The organism is Bradyrhizobium sp. cir1 (genome assembly GCF_014198245.1).
GTDB lineage: Bacteria > Pseudomonadota > Alphaproteobacteria > Rhizobiales > Xanthobacteraceae > Bradyrhizobium.
In genome coordinates this window covers 117,603-137,126 of the sequence record NZ_JACIHE010000018.1, presented here as the reverse complement: position 1 = coordinate 137,126, position 19,524 = coordinate 117,603, and the positions used below count along the sequence as shown (strand labels likewise).

General features: G+C 65.0%; 19 protein-coding genes. 12 read left to right on the top strand and 7 right to left on the bottom strand.

What is annotated here, in order from left to right; translation table 11 throughout:
• Window positions 1–123: 123 nt before the first annotated feature.
• The gene (locus tag GGD63_RS29335) at window positions 124–951 is read right to left on the bottom strand and encodes a sterol desaturase family protein (protein WP_183247098.1); all 828 of its coding nucleotides are present in this window, start codon (window positions 949–951) and stop codon (window positions 124–126) included.
• Between the two features lie 268 nt (window positions 952–1,219).
• Here GGD63_RS29335 and GGD63_RS29330 point away from each other — a divergent pair, with 268 nt between their 5' ends.
• The 10 genes from GGD63_RS29330 to GGD63_RS29285 all read left to right on the top strand — a co-directional run bounded on the left by GGD63_RS29330 (window position 1,220) and on the right by GGD63_RS29285 (window position 10,144).
• Window positions 1,220–1,384, top strand: coding sequence for a Flp family type IVb pilin (locus GGD63_RS29330; protein ID WP_018646598.1), 165 nt, complete (start codon window positions 1,220–1,222; stop codon window positions 1,382–1,384).
• Window positions 1,385–1,454: 70 nt separating this feature from the next.
• Window positions 1,455–1,601: a hypothetical protein gene (locus tag GGD63_RS29325; protein ID WP_167526376.1), complete on the top strand. Its 147-nt coding sequence runs from the start codon at window positions 1,455–1,457 to the stop codon at window positions 1,599–1,601.
• Window positions 1,602–1,717: 116 nt separating this feature from the next.
• Window positions 1,718–2,242 (top strand): prepilin peptidase, encoded by a 525-nt coding sequence (locus tag GGD63_RS29320; RefSeq protein WP_183247096.1) that lies wholly within the window; start codon window positions 1,718–1,720, stop codon window positions 2,240–2,242.
• A 128-nt stretch (window positions 2,243–2,370) separates the two neighbouring features.
• Window positions 2,371–3,171, top strand: coding sequence for a Flp pilus assembly protein CpaB (gene cpaB, locus GGD63_RS29315; protein ID WP_183247093.1), 801 nt, complete (start codon window positions 2,371–2,373; stop codon window positions 3,169–3,171).
• 11 nt (window positions 3,172–3,182) lie between these two features.
• Window positions 3,183–4,658, top strand: coding sequence for a type II and III secretion system protein family protein (locus GGD63_RS29310; protein ID WP_183247091.1), 1,476 nt, complete (start codon window positions 3,183–3,185; stop codon window positions 4,656–4,658).
• Window positions 4,659–4,678: 20 nt separating this feature from the next.
• The gene (locus tag GGD63_RS29305) at window positions 4,679–5,413 is read left to right on the top strand and encodes a CpaD family pilus assembly protein (protein ID WP_183247090.1); all 735 of its coding nucleotides are present in this window, start codon (window positions 4,679–4,681) and stop codon (window positions 5,411–5,413) included.
• The gene (locus GGD63_RS29300; RefSeq protein ID WP_183247088.1) at window positions 5,410–6,678 is read left to right on the top strand and encodes an AAA family ATPase; all 1,269 of its coding nucleotides are present in this window, start codon (window positions 5,410–5,412) and stop codon (window positions 6,676–6,678) included. The genes GGD63_RS29305 and GGD63_RS29300 overlap by 4 nt, the downstream gene beginning before the upstream one ends.
• Before the next feature lie 21 nt (window positions 6,679–6,699).
• A complete protein-coding gene (locus GGD63_RS29295; protein ID WP_183247086.1) occupies window positions 6,700–8,169 on the top strand; it encodes a CpaF family protein in 1,470 nt (489 codons plus the stop codon).
• Window positions 8,170–8,182: 13 nt separating this feature from the next.
• A complete protein-coding gene (locus GGD63_RS29290; protein ID WP_183247084.1) occupies window positions 8,183–9,160 on the top strand; it encodes a type II secretion system F family protein in 978 nt (325 codons plus the stop codon).
• A gap of 9 nt (window positions 9,161–9,169) precedes the next feature.
• Window positions 9,170–10,144, top strand: coding sequence for a type II secretion system F family protein (locus tag GGD63_RS29285; protein WP_183247082.1), 975 nt, complete (start codon window positions 9,170–9,172; stop codon window positions 10,142–10,144).
• A 64-nt stretch (window positions 10,145–10,208) separates the two neighbouring features.
• Here GGD63_RS29285 and GGD63_RS29280 read toward each other — a convergent pair whose 3' ends face one another.
• The 3 genes from GGD63_RS29280 to GGD63_RS29270 all read right to left on the bottom strand — a co-directional run bounded on the left by GGD63_RS29280 (window position 10,209) and on the right by GGD63_RS29270 (window position 13,026).
• Window positions 10,209–11,021 carry a tetratricopeptide repeat protein gene (locus GGD63_RS29280; protein ID WP_183247080.1) on the bottom strand — a complete coding sequence of 271 codons (813 nt, stop codon included), beginning with the start codon at window positions 11,019–11,021 and terminating at the stop codon, window positions 10,209–10,211.
• Window positions 11,022–11,109: 88 nt separating this feature from the next.
• Window positions 11,110–12,603 (bottom strand): metallophosphoesterase, encoded by a 1,494-nt coding sequence (locus tag GGD63_RS29275; protein WP_183247078.1) that lies wholly within the window; start codon window positions 12,601–12,603, stop codon window positions 11,110–11,112.
• A gap of 219 nt (window positions 12,604–12,822) precedes the next feature.
• A complete protein-coding gene (locus tag GGD63_RS29270) occupies window positions 12,823–13,026 on the bottom strand; it encodes a hypothetical protein (RefSeq protein ID WP_183247077.1) in 204 nt (67 codons plus the stop codon).
• Between the two features lie 205 nt (window positions 13,027–13,231).
• Between GGD63_RS29270 and GGD63_RS29265 the strand changes: the two genes are divergently transcribed.
• Both GGD63_RS29265 and GGD63_RS29260 read left to right on the top strand, forming a co-directional pair.
• A complete protein-coding gene (locus GGD63_RS29265) occupies window positions 13,232–14,605 on the top strand; it encodes a M17 family metallopeptidase (protein WP_183247075.1) in 1,374 nt (457 codons plus the stop codon).
• Window positions 14,598–15,464: a C40 family peptidase gene (locus GGD63_RS29260; protein ID WP_183247073.1), complete on the top strand. Its 867-nt coding sequence runs from the start codon at window positions 14,598–14,600 to the stop codon at window positions 15,462–15,464. Before GGD63_RS29265 ends, GGD63_RS29260 begins: the two co-directional genes overlap by 8 nt.
• Window positions 15,465–15,592: 128 nt before the next feature.
• On the opposite strand, the gene GGD63_RS29255 is transcribed toward GGD63_RS29260, so the two are convergent.
• The 3 genes from GGD63_RS29255 to GGD63_RS29245 are packed head-to-tail and all read right to left on the bottom strand — an operon-like array spanning window position 15,593 to window position 19,522.
• Complete coding sequence (locus GGD63_RS29255) at window positions 15,593–17,230, bottom strand: ABC transporter ATP-binding protein (RefSeq protein ID WP_183247071.1); 1,638 nt, start codon at window positions 17,228–17,230, stop codon at window positions 15,593–15,595.
• 4 nt (window positions 17,231–17,234) lie between these two features.
• On the bottom strand, window positions 17,235–18,413 hold the full coding sequence (locus GGD63_RS29250) for an ABC transporter permease (protein ID WP_183247069.1): 1,179 nt from the start codon (window positions 18,411–18,413) through the stop codon (window positions 17,235–17,237).
• Window positions 18,413–19,522 carry a microcin C ABC transporter permease YejB gene (locus GGD63_RS29245; protein ID WP_183247067.1) on the bottom strand — a complete coding sequence of 370 codons (1,110 nt, stop codon included), beginning with the start codon at window positions 19,520–19,522 and terminating at the stop codon, window positions 18,413–18,415. Before GGD63_RS29245 ends, GGD63_RS29250 begins: the two co-directional genes overlap by 1 nt.
• Between the last annotated feature and the right edge of the window lie 2 nt (window positions 19,523–19,524).

Below are 19,524 nucleotides of genomic sequence, written 5' to 3'. Positions count from 1 at the left end.
GAAGCGATGAGATAACAGCGGAGCCGGTGCCCGACGCCGCTAACCTGCCCTCAATTCGTGAACGTTCCGCAAATTCGCCTTCTATTGTTTGAACGGACTGACGATTTCCCGCTCTCAAGGAGCTTAACGTCGGAACGGATAGGCAAGCTGCCCGCCGATCTCCTTGGGCATGGTCGCTTCATCCTTGCCGTAGTCCTGCGGCAGTTGCCCCTCCGGCATGCGGAAGGTGCCGAACAGCACGTCCCAGATCGGGAATGTCCCGGCGAAATTGGTGTCGCCGCCGTCTTCGAGCGGGGTGTGGTGCCAGCGGTGGAATACCGGCGTCGCCAAGACGTATTTGAACGGCCCGAAGGTCCAGTTCATGTTGGCGTGCACGAAGGCTGAATGGAAGGTCGTGAACGGGGACACCCAGATCATGACGTTCGGCGAGATGCCGGCCATCAGCAGCACGACGTCGACCCCGATGGTGCCGAGCATGAGATTGACGGGATGGAAGCGGGCTGCCGAAATCCAGCTGATCTCCTCGGAGGAGTGATGGATCGCGTGGTACTTCCAGAACTCGCCGCCATGGAAGAGCCGGTGCAGCCAGTACAGCATGAAGTCCGACAGCACCAGGAACAGCGCGGCCTGAACCCAGAGCGGCAATTGCGCCAGCGGGCCGTGGCCGTTGTCGTAGAAGGCGATGAGATCGTCGGCGTCGTGGATGTTGAAGAAGACGCTCGCGCCGACGATCAAGAGCCCGATCCGCATGGTGCGGGCAAATACCGGCACGAAGAACCAGTAGCAGATGTCGGTGACGATCTCCCGCTTGCGCCACCACGGCACGCCGGGATTGCAGGCCCAGAAATGCTCGAGCACCGTGAAGACCAGCGCGAGCACGAAAGTGACGGGGACCACCTTCGCGATGGTCTCGCCGAGCATCAGCGCGACTTGCATGGGCAGGCTCGACATCGTCGCCTCTCTTCCGAATTGCTTGTCCTCCTACGCCTACTCCGCGAAATTTAAGGGAGGGTGAAGCCGGCAGGCAGTTGCAGTGCGTCCGGAACCGGAGCGAATTCCAACCGGCGCCTTAAGGTGAAATTCACTCTGGGCAAAAGCATCGCGCAGGAATTGGGTTTACGCGATCGAATTAACTCTACCGAAAGAGCTCGGCTCTCATGGTCATCGCGTCAACGATAGCGCCGAACGAGGCGATCTCACCCCCAGATGGAGTTTGTTCATGAAGAACTTGATTGCACGTTTCGCGAAGGATGAATCCGGCGCCACCGCCATCGAATACGGCCTGATCGCCGCCGGCATCGCGCTGGCCATCATCACCGTCGTCAACAATCTCGGCAGCACGCTGAACACCAAGTTCGGCTCGATCAGCTCCTCGCTGAAGTAAGCGACCGACAAACGACGGCAAAAGCCCCGGACCTCCGGGGCCTTTGTTTTTCTGAGTACGGCGAGTTCCAGTGGCGTTGCGAAAGTACAGAACCGATGCCGCGGTTGCGGCGAGCGAGGCGCAGGCGGCGCCGACCGGCTCGCCGGCCTATTGGGTGTGCCTTGCACTGTTGCTGGCAACGGTCGCACTCGCCGCGCGCATCGCCAGCCTCTGGTGAGCCTGCCTCTGGCGGGCTGCGCCCATCCGGCCGCTGCCGTTGTCGGTTTGTTTAGCACTGCCGGCTAGCATCGCGCGACGCCAGATCCCGCGACAAACCCAGGCCTCAAGACGCCCATGATCCTCGACCTTGCGCGCCTCCTGCTCTTCCCGGCCCTGATGGCGTTCGCCGCCGCGAGCGATCTCTTCACGATGACCATCTCGAACCGTGTGTCGCTGGCGCTGGTCGCGGGCTTCTTCGTGCTCGCTTTTGCCGGTGGCATGGCACCTTACGAGATGCTCATTCATGTCGGCGCCGGCGCGCTTCTGCTGGTCGTGGCCTTCACATGCTTTGCGATGGGCTGGGTCGGCGGCGGCGACGCCAAGGTCGCAGCCTCCGTCGCGCTCTGGTTCGGCTTCGCGCACCTGATGAACTTCCTGCTCTACGCCTCGCTGTTCGGCGGAGCGCTGACGCTGCTCCTGCTCCAGTTCCGGCAATGGCCGCTGCCCTACGGCCTCGCGGGCCAGGCCTGGCTTGCACGACTGCACGCCAAGGAGACCGGTATTCCCTACGGCATCGCGCTCGCGCTGAGCGCGCTGATGGTCTATCCGGAGACCGAATGGGTGAAGGCGATCGACCTCGCTCACCTCGCACTGCGCTGAACACCCCGGGTAAACCCGGCGTTAAGGCGATTTAGATACGCCTCATTAACCATGCTTTGACGAATAGCTGGTCAACTGCCGATTACGGCGGCGGCAGCGTCGCGGCGTTTTGTTGGAAAGTGAAGCGTATGAATAGGGCACGCATTGTCGTCCTGACGGTCGCCATCGCCGCCGGCGGCGTCGCCGCGTACCTGGCGAGCGGCTCGGACAATTCTGCGCCGCCTCCAGCGGCTCCGGTCGCGCAGCTTCCGACCGTCGACGTGCTGGTGGCCAAGAACGACATCGGTCTCGGCCAAACCGTCAAACCTGAAGACGTGCAATGGCAGACCTGGCCGGCTGCGACCGCCAGCTCCACCTTCATCCGCCGCAACGAACGCCCGGAGGGCGCGACCCAGGTGACAGGCTCGATCGCGCGCGCCCCCTTCATCCAGGGTGAGCCGATCCGCGACCAGAAGCTGGTCAAGGCCGAGGGCTCCGGCTTCATGGCGGCGATCCTGCCGACCGGCATGCGCGCGATCTCGACCGAGATCTCGCCGGAGACCGGCGCAGGCGGCTTCATCCTGCCCAACGATCGCGTCGACGTGCTTCTGACCCGCCGCCTCAAGAACCCGGATCAGAGCAGCGGCGCTCCCGATCTCATCACCTCCGAGATCATCCTGGCCAACATCCGCGTCCTGGCCATCGACCAGGCGCCGAAGGAAAAGGACGGCCAGAACGCGGTGGTCGGCAAGACCGTCACTCTCGAGCTCAATCCCGCACAGACGGCGACGCTGTCCGCCGCGCGCCAGAGCGGCACGCTGTCGCTGGCGCTGCGCAGCATCGTCGACGTCAAGATGAGCGAAATCACGCTCGATGATTCCGCACAGAAGCGCGATGGCGTTTCGATCATTCGCTACGGTATCCCGAGCACGACGGCAAAGGCACGATGAGGGCAGTCGATATGAAATGCAGGGCAGATTTGACGACGATGCGGACATCCGTGGTCCGCGCCCTGTCGTTTTCGGCCGCCCTCGCGCTGGTGCTCAACCCGGCGCTGACCCCCGTGGTCGCCGCCGACTACCGCCCCGTGGCGCCGGCCGCCGCCGACGGCCAGATGAACGCGCGCTTCCTCTCGCTCGGCGTCGGCAAGTCGATCGTGATCGACCTGCCGCGCGACATCAAGGACGTGCTGGTCGCCGATCCCAAGATCGCCAATGCGGTGGTGCGCTCGGCGCAGCGCGCCTACATCATCGGCGCCTCGGTCGGCCAGACCAACATCGTGTTCTTCGATTCCGCCGGCCAGCAGATTGCCGCCTACGACATCGCGGTCAAGCGCGACCTCAACGGCGTGCGCGCCGCATTGAAGCAGGTCCTGCCCAGTTCCGACATCCAGATCGACGGGCTCGGCGAGGGTGTCGTGCTGACCGGCAGCGTGGCGAGTCCGATGGAGGCGCAGCAGGCCAACGAACTCGCCGCGCGGCTCGCCGGCGGCGCCGACAAGGTGGTGAACTCGATCGTGGTCCGCGGCCGCGATCAGGTCATGCTGAAGGTGACGGTGGCCGAGGTCCAGCGCACCATCGTCAAGCAGCTCGGCATCGACCTCTCCGCGAACCTGAATTACGGCACCTCGGTGGTGAGCTTCACCAATTCCAACCCGTTCACCGCCCTTGGCCACAATCTCGTGGACGGCAACAGTCTGACCACCAAGTTCGGCGCGACGCCCTCGGTGCAGGCCACCCTGCGCGCGATGGAGACCGCCGGCGTGATCCGGACGCTGGCCGAGCCGAACCTGACCGCGATCTCCGGGGAGTCGGCGACCTTCATCGCCGGCGGCGAATTCCCGGTGCCGGCGGGCTATGCGTGCGATCCCACCACGCATGTCTGTACCACCCAGATCAGCTTCAAGAAGTTCGGCATCTCGCTCAACTTCACCCCCGTCGTTCTGACCGAGGGCAAGATCAGCCTGCGGGTGATGACCGAGGTCTCGGAGCTTTCGAACGAGAATTCGATCACGCTGTCGCAGGCCGTGACCTCGACGTCGGTGAACTCGGTGACGGTGCCCTCGATCCGGACCCGCCGCGCCGAAACCTCGCTGGAAATTCCCTCCGGCGGCGCGATGGCGATGGCCGGCCTGATCCAGCAGCAGACCAAGCAGGCGGTGAGCGGACTGCCGGGCCTGATGCAGCTTCCGGTCCTCGGCACGCTGTTCCGCAGCCGCGACTTCGTCAACAACGCGACCGAGCTGGTCGTGATCGTGACGCCTTATGTCGTTCGCGCAGCAGCGCCGAAGGACCTGTCGCGTCCGGACGACGGCTTCGCCGCGCCTGCCGACCCGCAGGCCGAGTTGATCGGCAACATCAACCGCATCTATGGCGTGCCTGGCCGGACCGAACCGGGCCGGAACTACCGCGGCACCTACGGCTTCATCACCGACTGAGGCGGAACGGGGACTCCAAGATGATCACAAGACCACCCCAGCTTCGCAAACGCGCCATCGGCTTCGGTGGCGCGCTCGTCGGCATCGCGCTTGCGCTCGGCGGCTGCCAGCACGACGAGGTGACGACCGCCTCCATCCCGGACGACTACAAGCAGCGTCACCCGATCGCGGTCGAGGAGCAGAACCGCTCGATCGTCGTCTTCGTCGGCCATGCCCGCGGCGGATTGACCGCCGCCCAGCGCGCCGACGTGATGGGCCTGGCATCGGCCTGGCTGCACGAAGGCACCGGCGCCATCCACATCGACGTGCCGTCCGGCACGCCGAATGCGCGCCCGGCGGCGGAATCGATGCGTGAGATCCAGGCCATGCTGGCGGCTGCGGGCGTTCCGCCGCGCGGCATCATCACCCGCCCCTATCAGCCGCAAGACAAGCGCTTCCTGCCGCCGATCCGGCTGACCTATTCCAGGATCGCCGCGGTCGCCGGTCCCTGCGGCCTGTGGCCGGAGGACATCGGCCCCTCGATGAAGAACAAGAGCTGGTTCGAGAACAAGGACTATTACAATTACGGCTGCGCCTATCAGCGCAACCTCGCCGCCATGGTCGACAACCCGGCGGACCTCGAGCAGCCGCGTTCCGAAACGCCGTCCTACACCACGCGGCGCACCGCCGCGTTCGAGAAGTACCGCAAGGGCACTCCGACGGCAGTCGTCTATCCTGAAGCCGAAAAGGCCAAACTCAGCGACACCGGCAAATGATCAGCTACGCTCGCCAGTCCCAACAAGAGCAGCCGGAAGCATCGCTCCCGCCGGTCGAGGAGCATATTGCGCCGGCGCCGCGCGTTTCGGTCCAGGCTTTCTGCGAGACCGTGGAGACCGCTGCCGCGGTGCAGTCGGCCGGCGAAGATCGCCGCCTCGGCAAGGCCCACCTGAAGATTCAGATGGGCGGCATGGCGGCCGCGATCGAAGCCTACCGCTCGGCGCCCACGCCGAACGTGATCGTGCTCGAGAGCGACGGCCGCAGCGACCTCTTGGGCGGCCTCGACCAGCTCGCCACCGTCTGCGACGCCGGCACCCGCGTGGTGGTGATCGGCCGCATCAATGACGTCACGCTCTATCGCGAGCTGGTGCGTCGCGGCGTCAGCGACTACGTGCTCGCGCCGGTCGGCCCCATCGACGTCGTGCGCTCGATCTGCAACCTGTTTTCCGCACCGGAAGCCAAGGCGGTCGGCCGCATCATCGCGGTGGTCGGCGCCAAGGGCGGCGTCGGCGCGTCCACGATCTCCCACAACGTCGCCTGGGCGATCGCGCGTGATCTCGCGATGGACGCGGTGGTCGCCGATCTCGACCTCGCCTTCGGCACCGCCGGGCTCGACTACAATCAGGACCCGCCGCAGGGCATTGCCGACGCAGTGTTCTCGCCCGATCGCGTCGATACCGCCTTCATCGACCGTCTGCTGTCGAAATGCACCGACCACCTCAGCCTGCTGGCGGCGCCCGCCACGCTCGACCGGGTCTATGATTTCGGCACCGACGCCTTCGATTCCGTGTTCGACACGCTGCGCTCCACCATGCCTTGCATCGTGCTCGACATCCCGCACCAATGGTCGGGCTGGACCAAGCGCGCCCTGATCGGCGCGGACGACATCCTGATCGTGGCGGCACCGGACCTTGCCAATCTGCGCAACACCAAGAACCTGTTCGATCTGCTGAAGGCCTCGCGCCCGAACGACCGGCCGCCGCTCTACTGCCTGAACCAGGTCGGCGTCCCGAAACGTCCGGAAATCGCCGCCACCGAGTTCGCCAAGGCGATCGAGAGCCAACCGGTCGTCTCGATCCCGTTCGAGCCGCAGATCTTCGGCTCGGCAGCCAACAACGGCCAGATGATCGCGGAGATCTCTGCCAACCACAAGTCGATCGAGATGTTCCTCCAGATCGCCCAGCGCCTGACCGGCCGCAGCGAGACGAAGAAACAAAAGTCGTCCTTGCTTTCACCCCTGATTGAGAAGTTGCGGGGAAAATAGGCCGCCGCATGGAGTCGTTAAGTGTTCGGTAAGCGTAGCGGAACAGACACCGACCTTCGGGCCCCCAAGCCCGGCGCCGTGTCGCCAGAGCCTGTCCAGGCTCCGGCGCCGACGATGTCGCGCGCGCCGCCCCCGCCGGCCGTCGCCTCGCCGCCGCTTGCCCCGATCAAAGCCCCGCCGCCTCCTCCGATGGAGAACCGCCGCTCGGACAATTATTACGAGGTCAAGGCGACCATCTTCGGCGCGCTGATCGAGGCGATCGACCTCGCCCAGCTCGCCAAGCTCGATTCGGAATCGGCCCGCGAGGAAATCCGCGACATCGTCAACGAGATCATCGCGATCAAGAACATCGTGATGTCGATCGCCGAGCAGGAGGAGCTGCTCGACGACATCTGCAACGACGTGCTCGGCTACGGTCCGCTGGAGCCGCTGCTGTCGCGCGACGACATCGCGGACATCATGGTCAACGGCGCCAACACCGTCTACATCGAGGTCGCCGGCAAGATCCAGCGCACCGGCATCCGCTTCCGCGACAACCAGCAGCTCCTCAACATCTGCCAGCGCATCGTCAGCCAGGTCGGCCGGCGCGTCGACGAATCCTCGCCGATCTGCGACGCACGCCTCGCCGACGGCTCCCGCGTCAACGCCATCGTGCCGCCGCTGTCGATCGACGGGCCCACGCTCACCATCCGCAAGTTCAAGAAGGACAAGCTGACGCTGGATCAGCTCGTCAAGTTCGGTGCGATCTCGCCGGAGGGCGCCGAGATCCTCCAGATCATCGGCCGCGTCCGCTGCAACGTGCTGATCTCCGGCGGTACCGGTTCAGGCAAGACCACGCTGCTCAACTGCCTCACCAACTACATCGAGCACGACGAGCGCGTCATCACCTGCGAGGACGCCGCCGAGCTCCAGCTCCAGCAGCCCCATGTGGTGCGGCTCGAGACCCGTCCGCCCAACATCGAGGGCGAGGGCCAGGTCACCATGCGCGAGCTGGTACGCAACTGCCTGCGTATGCGCCCCGAACGCATCATCGTCGGCGAAGTCCGCGGACCCGAGGCGTTCGACCTGCTGCAGGCCATGAACACCGGCCATGACGGCTCGATGGGCACGCTGCACGCCAACAATCCGCGCGAGGCGCTCTCGCGCTGTGAATCCATGATCACGATGGGCGGCTTTTCCCTTCCGTCGCGAACAATTCGCGAGATGATCTGCGCCTCGATCGACGTCATCGTCCAGGCGGCGCGGCTGCGCGACGGTTCGCGCCGCATCACCCACATCACCGAGGTGATGGGCATGGAAGGGGACACCATCATCACCCAGGACATCTTCGTCTACGACCTGATCGGCGAGGACGCCAACGGCAAGATCATCGGCCGCCACCGCTCGACCGGCATCGGCCGTCCGAAGTTCTGGGAACGCGCCCGCTATTACGGCGACGAGAAGCGCCTTGCCGCCGCGCTGGACGCTGCGGAAGTGGCGCCGACGAAATGAGCGGGTCAGCGCCATGAACATGCAGGTCCTCGCCCTCGCCTTCCTCGCCACCGCCGCTGTCGGCGGCATCGCCTGGGTCTTCCTCTATCCGTTGCTGTCAGGAGAACGGCAGGCGGAGAACCGCCGCGCCTCGATCGCGCGTGCCGACGCGCCGGCGGCCAAGCAGACCGAAAAGAGCCAGCGAACGCGCCGGGAGCAGGTCGAGAGCTCGCTGAAGGATCTCGAGGCACGGCGTCAGCAGGAGAAGAGCGTTCCGCTCAGCGTCCGCCTGTCGCAGGCAGGGCTGGACTGGACACCGCAGAAATTCTGGATCGCGTCCGCCGTCGTGGCGGGCGTGCTGTTCGCGGCCGCCATGTTCGTCGGCGGCGGCCTGCTCGGTGCCGCCGGCCTTGCCTTTGCCGGCGGCCTCGGCCTGCCGCGCTGGGCACTCGGCTTCCTGAAGAAGCGTCGCGAAGCCAAATTCCTGAAGGCGCTGCCCGACGCCGTCGACGTGATCGTCCGCGGCATCAAGGCGGGCCTGCCGCTGTTCGAATCGATCAAGGTCGTCGCCGCCGATTCGCCCGAGCCGCTGCGCAGCGAGTTCCTGGCGATCATCGAGACGCAGGCGATCGGCATGCCGCTCGGCGAAGCCTGCTCGCGCCTCTACGATCGCATGCCGCTGCCGGAAGCCAATTTCTTCGGGATCGTCATCTCGATCCAGCAGAAGTCGGGCGGCAATCTCTCCGAAGCGCTGGGCAACCTCTCCAAGGTGCTGCGTGACCGCAAGAAGATGAAGGAAAAGATCCAGGCGATGTCGATGGAAGCCAAGGCCTCGGCCGGCATCATCGGCTCGCTGCCGCCGATCGTGATGTTCCTCGTTTATCTCACGACGCCGCACTACATCTCGCTGCTGTGGACCCATCCTACCGGCCAGCTCATGCTGGTCGGCTGCGTCATCTGGATGTCGATCGGCATCATGGTGATGAAGAAGATGATCAACTTCGATTTCTGACGGTGGCGTATGGTCGAATTTCTCGTTTCGAAACTTCATGACGTCCGCTTCATGACCATGCTGCTGGCGGCCATCGCCGCCAGCGCCACCGTCTATACGCTGGTGATGCCGCTGTTCGCCGGCGAAGGCCTCTCCAAGCGCATGAAGGCGGTGGCAAGCGAACGCGAACGCATCCGGCAGCGCGAGCGTGACCGCCTCAACAAGAACGAAAAGGTCTCGCTGCGCCAGACGCCGAAGCAGATCGTCTCCAAGGTCGTCGAGGACTTCAATCTCACCAAATGGCTCGCGCAGGAAGCCGCCCGCGACAAGCTCATCATGGCGGGCTACCGCGGCCAGGCGCCCTACATCACCTTCCTGTTTGCGCGCATGGTCGCTCCGATCGTGCTGTTCGTGGGCTCGATCCTGTACGTGTTCCTGATCGCGCACATGGACAAGCCGCTGCCGATCAAGATCGGTATCTGCATCGGCGCCGCCTATGCCGGCCTGCAGGCGCCGATGCTGTTCCTCAAGAACGCGATCTCCAAGCGCCAGCTCTCGATCAGGCGTGCCTTTCCCGACGCGCTCGACCTGCTGCTGATCTGTATCGAATCCGGCATGTCGGTCGAAATGGCGTTCCGGAAGGTTGCCACCGAGATCGTGGGCCAGTCGATCGCGCTGTCGGAAGAGTTCGCGCTGACCACCGCCGAGCTGTCCTATTTGCAGGACCGCAAGGTGGCCTACGAGAACCTGGCGCGGCGCACCGGGCTCGAGGGTGTCAAATCGGTGTGTCTCGCGCTTCAGCAGGCGGAACGTTACGGCACGCCGCTCGGGCACTCGCTGCGCGTCATGGCGCAGGAAAACCGCGACATGCGCATGAATGAGGCCGAGAAGAAGGCCGCCGCGCTGCCGCCGAAGCTGACGGTGCCGATGATCCTGTTCTTCCTGCCGGTGCTGTTCGTCGTCATTCTCGGGCCGACCGGCATCAAGATCTCCGAGCTGCAGTGATGCGGGAATGCGGACCGCGAGCGGTCCGCATCGACGACGTCAGGGTAAAGCCTCTGGAGGCGGATCAGTCGGACTGGCTGAGCGAGGCGACCGGCGTCCGCTTCGGTGCACCGCGCGGGCCCTCGCTGCGGTTCAGCATGTCCTTGAGATAGGCCACATTGGCTGCGGCCTGGTCCGGCGGCAGGTCGGCCTTCACGATGGTCTCGGCTTCGGCGAAGCGGCCCTGGAGACCGACGACCAGTCCGAGATTCTGCCGCACCCGGCTGCTGGCGCGCGGCGATGCGTAGGCCTGCCGCAGCGCCTCTTCGGCCTTCGGCAAATCCCTCGACAGCATATAGGACAGGCCAAGATTGGAGAGCACGCCGGGATCGCCCGGTGCGATCTTCAGCGCGCTCGCGTAATAGGAGCGCGCCTCCTCGTGACGGCCCAACTGATCGAGCGCCGTGCCCTGCACAGAGAGCAGCCGCCAGTCCGGATTGTCGGGCGAATGCGCCTTCGACAGCACGTCGAAGGCCTGCTGGAAATTGCCGTTGTCGGAGAGCGCGCGGCCGTACTGGGCGAGCAGCAGCTTGTTGCCGGGATTGGCGATGGTGGCCTGCTCGAGCACGGCGGCCGCCTGGGCGCGTTGGCCGTTGGCGCGCAGGGCCTCGCCATAGCCGAGCGCGGCTTCGGCATCCTTGGGATTGGCGCGATAGCGCTCGCCATAGACTTCGACGGCACGGGCGGGATCGCTGGGAGCTGCCTCCGCCTTCGACCCGGTCGAGCCGGTGATGTCGGAGAGCTTTGACATTGCCGTGCAGCCGCCGAGGCTGATCGCCACCATCGCGACGAGCGAGGCAGACGCAAGAAGCCGGGCAGGACTGAACCGTTGACGCATGACGTTTTGACTCTCGAGCGGATGGATCGAGCCGAACGCGCCAGCAATAGACTGTTAACCCTAATGGCCGGTTAACGCCGCCGGCCTCTCACGGCGGCGTCTGCGGCGGCGCCTCACCGCCGAGCCCCAGATCGAGGCCGAGCATCTTCATTTGCTCGTTCAGGTCCCGCAGCAGTTGCAGCACCTGCGCCTCGACGTCGGTCCCCGTGTGCGGTATTCCCGGGCATTCGCGCCGGAGATCCTCACGGCTGACCAGACGCCGCGCCAAGAGCTCGTCGAGCTGAAGCTGATCGATGCCAAGCACGCCGGCCGATTGCTCGATCAACCGGCGCAGCAGCGCCGCTGCCGCGGCAACCGCGTCGGCATCATGCCTGGCCGCCGACCTCGAAAACTTGCAGTCGAGATCGGCCCAGGCCCGAGAGGTGACGAGATAGGTGTGGAGCGCATTCGCCGAAGCCGGCTCGCCGTCGGCGTAAAAGGCGCGACGCATCAGCAGCCGGCGCGCCAGCGCCGCCACCTGATCCCGGCTCAGCGTCGCGATTGAAGCGATCTCGATCGCCGACTGGACGGCCGGATCGCGGGAATAATCCCGCCCTGCCGGCAGGCGGATGATGCCGTCCGGCAGGTTCGAGTCGAGCAGGCGGAAGCCGCCACCATTGCGCGGCCGCGAATGGCGCGCGATCGCAAATCCATATTCGGAATTGCCGGCATCGGACATCGGGCCGAAATGGATGATGTTGAAGCCGGCATCGTCGCCGCTTTGCCCGGTCGAGGATGGGCAGGACAGCACGTAGATCGTGCGCCAGAACGCTTCACTGCCCTTGCTCCGCGTCGCGCGCGGATCAGGAATCGAATAGCGGGTCAGTCCCTCGACATGCCGGTGACCGTGCAGAACCAGATCGATGTTGAGCGAGGTCGCCGCTTCGAGAAAGGTGGCGGGCGCGGCGAGATACATCAGCGGCTCATCCGGCGCGCCGAGAAACCGCTTTCCTTCGCCGGTCGCCTGCGGCAGCGGATGATGGTGTAGCGCCAGCACCCGCACCAGGTTTTCCGCCGGCTCGGAATAATCGGCGCGTCCCGCCGATCCAAGGCTGCCTGCGAGCTCGACACTGAGCCGGGCGGAATCGGCAACCATGGCGCCGTAGGATCCCTGGTCGATCTTGCCGCTCGCCAGTGCCGTGAGGCTTGCGCGGTTGGAATCCAGCAGCACCAGATCGAGGCCGGCCTGGCGGTAGTAGACGCTCTTCGAGGTCCGCGGCAGATGCAGGTAATCATAGACGTCGTGACGGCCGGCACGCTGGCTCGCCCGCTTGACGTCGTGATTGCCGGCGACCGCCTGGATGTCGGTGAACAGCCCGGTTTGACGGAAAGACGCGATGACCGCGAGCGCTTCGTCGAGCGCGCGCGGCGTCGGGTCGTCCACGAGATCGCCCGTGATCAGCAGGATGCGGTCGGGAACGTCGGCGAAGTCCGCCATCCTCTCGCGCAGAGCAGCGCCGAGCGCCTCGATCGTCGCGAGCAGCCGGCCTGACCCGTCCAGATGCAGGTCGGAGATCTGCGCAATAACGAACGATCTATCCATTTTGCGCCGCTCATTGCGAATGCTGCGCCGCCCAAGCGATGAGAGAAATGCCTGCGACGAATAGCCCGAGGTGCGCGCAGAAACGCACGGCACAATCTAAAATGTTCGCCAATAATGCCACAACCGCAGCGCTAGTAAAGCCCTGTGGCCGCGCTCTCGTGAACGGCAGTTCTCAAGGTGGATACGAGGGCTGCCGCCCAGCGGTTTCGTTTCGTCCGATCAATATTCGATGGCAAGCCGCTTGCGGATTTCGTCGACCCGCTTGTCGAGCGCATCGAAGCGCGCGTGGACGGAGCGGTCGTGAAGATAGAAGACGTAGCCGCCGGCAAGGAAGGCGAAGATCCAATGATGATGCTCGACATAGCCAAAGATCGCCTCGACGGCCTGGCCGATGAATGTGACCACGCTCCACACAAATTCCATTGCATTTCCTCCCGGCAGGCCTCGCCTTCGGCTGCCGGCGATCTCCGTACACCTGGCAGCCATTGCCGGAACCTAGCATGGCCCACTTGCTGCGAGTAGCGGCTCACTGAGCGGTGACAGCAAAGCCGATTGCGGCCACGGCAAAACTCTGCGAAGTCTTCTGGAGTTCGCATGACCCGCCTGACCTGACGATCCGGACCCGCTAATGCCCTCTGTCTTCGAGACGTCCTCAACCGCCATCCCGATCACCTTCGTCACCAAGTCGAGCTGGGATGGGTTGCGCGAAAGCTTGCTGCCGGCGCAACGCCAGTTCGCGACCGCCAGCGCCTATTCCGCCAAGCCCGGCGGTTATCTCGCGCTGCCCGCACCCGACGGTACGATCGCGCAAGTGCTGTTCGGCCTCGAGGACGAAGCGGCAAGATCGCGCGACCTGTTCCGGCCGGGCGCCCTGCCCGGACTGTTGCCGCCGGGGACCTATCGCTTCGCCAATGCGCCGCACGATGCGCGGCTGGCCGCGCTCGCTTTTGCACTGGGGTGCTACCGCTTTTCCCGCTACCGCAAGGCCGACAGGCCCGAGGTCCGCCTGGTGCCGCCCGACGGCGTCGACGCTGCCGAGATCGATCGCATCGCGGATGCCGCGATACTGGCGCGCGACCTCATCAACACACCCTCCAACGACATGGGCCCGGAGCAGCTCGCCGCAGCCGCGCAAGCGCTCGCCGCCGAGTTCGGCGCGAGCTTTGCCTGCACCATCGGCGAGGACCTGAAGACCAATTTCCCGCTGATCCACGCCGTCGGCATGGCATCCAGCCGCGCACCGCGGCTGATCGACATCGGCTGGGGCGATCCTGATCATCCCAAGGTGACGCTGGTCGGCAAGGGCGTGTGCTTCGACACCGGCGGGCTCGACCTCAAGCCGTCGAGCGGCATGCTGATTATGAAGAAGGACATGGGCGGCGCCGCCAACGTGCTGGCACTGGCGCGCATGGTGATGGACGCCAGGCTGAAGGTGCGGCTGCGCGTGCTGATCCCGGCGGTCGAGAATGCGGTCGCGGGGAATGCCTTCCGCCCGCTCGACATTTTTACGTCGCGCAAGGGCATCACGGTCGAGATCGGCAATACCGATGCGGAGGGGCGCCTGGTGCTCGCCGATGCGCTGGCACTCGCGGACGAGGAGAAGCCCGAACTTCTGATCGATCTGGGCACGCTGACGGGTGCGGCGCGTGTCGCTCTGGGGCCGGATTTACCGCCCTTTTACACCAATGATGAGACGCTGGCCGCCGACGTCGCGCGCTGCGCGGTGAAGGAGAACGATCCGTTGTGGCGCATGCCGCTGTGGCCGCCTTACGATGCGTGGCTGGACTCCAAGACCGCCACCATCACCAACGCACCATCGGGCGGCTTTGCCGGCTCGATCACCTGCGCGCTGTTCCTGCAGCGCTTTGTCGAGCACGCCGGCAGCTGGCTGCATGTCGACATCTATGGCTGGACGCCCTCGGCGAAGCCGGCGCGGCCCGAGGGCGGCGAGTGCCAGGCCGCGCGCGCTATCTACGCATTGCTGAGCGAGCGCTATGCGTGATCCAGGACACGATTCAGGACTCGACCCAAGGCTGACGCCCGCGCGGGGCGACCTCGCCGCCAAATATCTCGAAGGCAAGGTGGAGGCGCAGCGCTTCGTCGAGGGTGAAGAGTTCGAGGTGGTCGAGCCGATCGCGTCCGTGCGCGAGCAGCCGTCCTCAGGCGCGATGCTGATGACGGAGGCGCTGCGCGGCGAGCGCGTCACGGTCTACGATCGCAACGGCGAGGGCTGGGCCTGGGGCCAGCTCAATGGCGATGGCTATGTCGGCTGGCTGCCCGATGCAGCGTTGATGAAGTCGGCGGCCGCCCCGACGCACCAGGTCAGCGCGCTGCGGACGCTGGCCTTCCCCGGTCCCTCGATCAAGCTGCCGCCGGCCGCCACGCTCGTGCTGGGCTCGAGAATCGCGGTTGCACGCGAGGATAGCAGCTTCGCCGTGACGAACGAAGGGACCTTCGTGCCGAAGACGCACCTCGCCCCGCTCGATCATCGCGAGTCGGATTTCGTTGCCGTCGCCGAGCGCTTCGTCGGCACGCCCTATCTGTGGGGCGGCAAGAGCAGCCTCGGCATCGATTGTTCGGGCCTGGTGCAGGTGTCGCTGACAGCCGCGGGCATCGGCTGCCCGCGCGACAGCGACATGCAGCTCGCTGGACTCGGCCGCGCGCTGGAGCCGCACGAGCGGAGCAGCTTGCGGCGCGGCGATCTGATCTTCTGGAAAGGCCACATCGCCATCGTCCGCGACGCCAACTCGATGGTTCACGCCAACGCACATCACATGGCGACGGTGATCGAGCCGATCGAGCCGGCGATTGCGCGGATCAAGGCAGCTGGCAGCGAGGTCGTCGCGATCAAGCGGCTGTAGCGAGACGTCGTAGGGTGGGTTAGCTCGCGGCTGCGCGTAGCGCAGTCCGCTGGCGTAACCCACCTCTTCAGCTTCCGCGGATAGAGAAGTGGTGGGTTACGGCTTCGCCTAACCCACCCTACCAAACACTACGTCGCCACCGCCCCGTTCCCCGCCGTCTCCAGCCGGAACGCGGCCGCAAACAGCGCGCGCGTGTAATCCGTCTTCGGGCTCTTGAACAGCTCGGCGGCCTGCCCCTCCTCGACCACCTTGCCGCCACGCATCACGATGAGATGACTGGCGAGCGAGGCGACGACGCGTAAGTCGTGCGAGATGAACATGTAGGTGAGCTCGCGCTTGCGCTGGAGCTCGCGCAACAGATCCACCATCTGCGCCTGGAACAGCATGTCGAGTGCGCTGGTCGGCTCGTCGAGCACGACGAAATCCGGCTCCAGCACCACCGCGCGCGCGATGCTGATGCGCTGGCGCTGGCCGCCGGAGAATTCGTGCGGATAGCGGAAACGCGTATCCGGATTGAGCCCGACATCCTCGAGCGCCTTGACGACGCGCGCCTCGCGCTCCCCGTTCGATAGCTTCGGCTGATGCACGGAGAGGCCTTCGGCGATGATGTCGGCGACCGACATGCGCGGGCTGAGCGAGCCGAACGGATCCTGGAACACGATCTGCATGTCGCGCCGGAACGGCCGCATCTCCTTGAAGCGCAGGCCCTGGATGTCGCTCCCTAAGAACACGATGCGGCCGTTCGAGGAGATCAGCCGCAAGAGCGCCAGCCCCAGCGTGGTCTTGCCCGAGCCGGATTCACCGACGACGCCGAGCGTCTCGCCCTTGCGCACGGCGACGCTGACGCCGTCGACCGCCTTGATGTGACCGACCGTCTTGCGCATCAAGCCGCGCTTGATCGGAAACCACACTTTCAAATCATCGGCCGACATCACCACCTGTGCGTTCGGCTGCGGCGGCGCCGGATCGGGCTTGGGCTCGGCCGCGAGCAGGTCGCGCGTATAGGGATGTTTCGGGGCCTTGAAAACCTGCTCGACCGGCCCCTGTTCGACGATCACGCCGCCCTTCATGACGCAGACAGTATCGGCGATGCGGCGCACGATGCCGAGATCGTGGGTGATGAACAGCAAGCTCATGCCGAGCCGCGAACGGATCTCGGCGAGCAGCGCCAGGATCTGCGCCTGCACGGTGACGTCGAGCGCCGTGGTCGGCTCGTCCGCGATCAGGAGGTCCGGCTCGTTGGCGAGTGCCATCGCGATCATCACGCGCTGGCGCTGGCCGCCGGAGAGCTGGTGCGGATAGCTCTTCAGCCGCGTTTCGGGCTCGGGGATACCGACCTGCGTCAGCAGTTCCAGCGTCCGCTTGCGCGCCTCGGCGTTGCTGGTCGGATTGTGCAGCTGGATGATCTCGCCGATCTGCGCCTCGATCGTGTGCAGCGGGTTGAGCGATGTCATCGGCTCCTGGAAGATGATGGAGATGTCGCTGCCTCTGATCTCCCGCATTTGCTGCTCGGACTGATCGATCAGCTCCTGCCCCTTGAAGCGGATGCTGCCCGAGGGATGGGAGGCGTTCGGATACGGCAGGAGCTTGAGGATCGAGAGCGCGCTGACCGACTTGCCGGAACCGGATTCGCCAACCAGCGCGACGCATTCGCCGCGCTTGATCTGGAACGAGACCTTGTCGACCGCGAGCGTGGTGGCGCCGCCCTGGTGAAAGGCCACCGAGAGGTCGCGCACGCTGAGCAGGGGCTGATTGATCGCGTCCATCGGGCTACCTGAACGTTCTGCGCGGATCGAAGGCGTCGCGCACGGCTTCGCCGATGAAGATCAAGAGCGAGAGCATGATCGCGACCGAGAAGAAGCCGGAGAAGCCGAGCCACGGCGCCTGCACATTGGCCTTGGCCTGCGACAGCAGCTCGCCGAGCGAAGGCGATCCCGGCGGCAGGCCGAAGCCGAGGAAATCGAGCGCAGTCAGTGTCATCACCGAACTCGACACGATGAAGGGCAGGAAGGTCATGGTCGCGACCATCGCGTTCGGCAGCAGGTGGCGAAACATGATGACCGGGTTGGAGACGCCGAGCGCCCGCGCCGCCTGGATGTATTCGAAGTTGCGCCCGCGCAGGAATTCCGCCCGCACGAGACCGACCAGCGAGACCCAGGAGAACAGCAGGAGAATTCCGAGCAGCACGAAGAAGCCGGGCACGAGAACCGAGGACAGGATCAGGAGAAGATAGAGCGAGGGAATCGCCGTCCAGATCTCGATGAAGCGCTGGAAGATGAGGTCGACCCGGCCGCCGAAATAGCCCTGCACCGCGCCCGCCGCGATGCCGATGACGGACGAGACGATGGTGAGGCAAAGGCCGAACAGCACCGAGATGCGGAAGCCGTAGATCAGCCGCGCCACCACGTCACGGCCTTGATCGTCGGTGCCGAGCCAGTTGTATTCGAGGTCACGGCAGCTCTTCAGCCCCTTCTTCTCCACCACCGGCTTGCATTGCGCTTCCGTCAGCATCCAGGTCGGCGGCGACGGCGCCGGCGTCGGCAGGTCGAGGTTGTGCGTGTCGTAGGAGTAGCGGATCAGCGGCCAGACGATGGTGCCGCCCTTGTCCTTGATGAGCTTCTGCAGATAGGGGTCGCGGTAGTCAGCCGCCGTCTCGAAATCGCCGCCGAAGGTGGTCTCCGAATAGGTGACGAAGGCCGGCCAATAAAGGCGGCCGTCGAACTTGATCAGGAAGGGCCGATCGTTGGCGATCAGCTCGGCGAACAGCGAGACCACGAACAGGGCGATGAAGATCCAGAACGACCAGTAGCCGCGGCGGTTGGCCTTGAAGTTCTGCCATCGCCGCTTGTTGAGCGGCGATGGGGCGAACGGCTTGCGCGTGATCGGAACGGCATCGCCGAGCGGCGACTTCGCTGTGGTTTCGATCGGCGTCGGTGCGGTGATCGTCATCAGACCTCCCGCGCCTCGAAATCGATCCGGGGGTCGATCCACATATAGGTCAGGTCGGAGATCAGGTTGATGACGAGTCCGACCAGCGAGAAGATGTAGAGCGTGCCGAACACCACGGGATAGTCGCGGTTGAGCACGCTCTCGAAGCTGAGCAGCCCGAGCCCGTCCAGCGAGAAGATGGTCTCGATCAGGAGCGAGCCGGAAAAGAAGGCGTGGATGAAGGTCCCGGGGAAGCCGGCGATCACGATCAGCATGGCGTTGCGGAAGACGTGACCGTAGAGCACCCGGTTTTCACTGCAGCCCTTGGCGCGCGCAGTCATGACGTATTGCTTGCGAATCTCGTCCAGGAACGAGTTCTTGGTCAGGAACGTCATGGTGGTGAACGCGCCAAGCCCCATGGCGATCAGCGGCAGCGTCAGATGCCAGAAGTAATCGATGATCTTCCAGTACCAGGGAAACTGCGACCAGCCGTCCGAGGTCAGTCCGCGCAACGGGAACCAGTTGAAGAACGAGCCGCCGGCAAACAGGATGATCAGGAGGATCGCGAACAGGAAGCCTGGAATGGCATAGCCGAGCACGAGCACGGTCGAGGTCCAGGTGTCGAACCGCGCGCCGTCGTTCACGGCCTTGCGAATGCCGAGCGGGATCGAGATCAGGTAGGTCAGAAGCGTCAGCCAGATCCCGAGCGAGATCGAGACCGGCAGCTTCTCCTTGATGAGCTGGAGCACGCTGACATCGCGAAAATAGCTCTTGCCGAAATCGAAGCGGGCGAAATTCCACACCATCAGCGCGAAGCGTTCCGGTGCCGGTTTGTCGAAGCCGAACTGCGCCTCCAGCTTCTTGATGAAATCAGGGTCGAGACCCTGCGCACCGCGATATTTCGAGTTGATGGCATCTCCACCGGCGCCAACCTGCCCTGGCGCGCGCTGCGCAAAGTCGCCGCCGCCCGAGATGCGCGAGGTGCCGCCGGTGTCGGCGCCCGAGAGCTGCGCGATCACACGCTCGACCGGCCCGCCCGGCGCGAACTGCACCACGATGAAGGAGACGAAGAGGATCCCGAGCAGCGTCGGGATCATCAGCAGGAGACGGCGGGCAATATAGGCGCTCATGA

What these genes read in the sequence shown, in the direction of transcription:
- GGD63_RS29260 (WP_183247073.1), top strand. Translation starts at nt 14,598, where the DNA reads ATGCGTGATCCAGGACACGATTCAGGACTCGACCCAAGGCTGACGCCC.
- GGD63_RS29320 (WP_183247096.1), top strand. Translation starts at nt 1,718, where the DNA reads ATGATCCTCGACCTTGCGCGCCTCCTGCTCTTCCCGGCCCTGATGGCG.
- GGD63_RS29255 (WP_183247071.1), bottom strand. Translation starts at nt 17,230, where the DNA reads ATGGACGCGATCAATCAGCCCCTGCTCAGCGTGCGCGACCTCTCGGTG.
- GGD63_RS29300 (WP_183247088.1), top strand. Translation starts at nt 5,410, where the DNA reads ATGATCAGCTACGCTCGCCAGTCCCAACAAGAGCAGCCGGAAGCATCG.
- GGD63_RS29290 (WP_183247084.1), top strand. Translation starts at nt 8,183, where the DNA reads ATGAACATGCAGGTCCTCGCCCTCGCCTTCCTCGCCACCGCCGCTGTC.
- GGD63_RS29280 (WP_183247080.1), bottom strand. Translation starts at nt 11,021, where the DNA reads ATGCGTCAACGGTTCAGTCCTGCCCGGCTTCTTGCGTCTGCCTCGCTC.
- GGD63_RS29330 (WP_018646598.1), top strand. Translation starts at nt 1,220, where the DNA reads ATGAAGAACTTGATTGCACGTTTCGCGAAGGATGAATCCGGCGCCACC.
- GGD63_RS29310 (WP_183247091.1), top strand. Translation starts at nt 3,183, where the DNA reads ATGAAATGCAGGGCAGATTTGACGACGATGCGGACATCCGTGGTCCGC.
- GGD63_RS29335 (WP_183247098.1), bottom strand. Translation starts at nt 951, where the DNA reads ATGTCGAGCCTGCCCATGCAAGTCGCGCTGATGCTCGGCGAGACCATC.
- GGD63_RS29305 (WP_183247090.1), top strand. Translation starts at nt 4,679, where the DNA reads ATGATCACAAGACCACCCCAGCTTCGCAAACGCGCCATCGGCTTCGGT.
- GGD63_RS29245 (WP_183247067.1), bottom strand. Translation starts at nt 19,522, where the DNA reads ATGAGCGCCTATATTGCCCGCCGTCTCCTGCTGATGATCCCGACGCTG.
- GGD63_RS29270 (WP_183247077.1), bottom strand. Translation starts at nt 13,026, where the DNA reads ATGGAATTTGTGTGGAGCGTGGTCACATTCATCGGCCAGGCCGTCGAG.
- GGD63_RS29250 (WP_183247069.1), bottom strand. Translation starts at nt 18,413, where the DNA reads ATGACGATCACCGCACCGACGCCGATCGAAACCACAGCGAAGTCGCCG.
- GGD63_RS29265 (WP_183247075.1), top strand. Translation starts at nt 13,232, where the DNA reads ATGCCCTCTGTCTTCGAGACGTCCTCAACCGCCATCCCGATCACCTTC.
- cpaB (WP_183247093.1), top strand. Translation starts at nt 2,371, where the DNA reads ATGAATAGGGCACGCATTGTCGTCCTGACGGTCGCCATCGCCGCCGGC.
- GGD63_RS29285 (WP_183247082.1), top strand. Translation starts at nt 9,170, where the DNA reads ATGGTCGAATTTCTCGTTTCGAAACTTCATGACGTCCGCTTCATGACC.
- GGD63_RS29275 (WP_183247078.1), bottom strand. Translation starts at nt 12,603, where the DNA reads ATGGATAGATCGTTCGTTATTGCGCAGATCTCCGACCTGCATCTGGAC.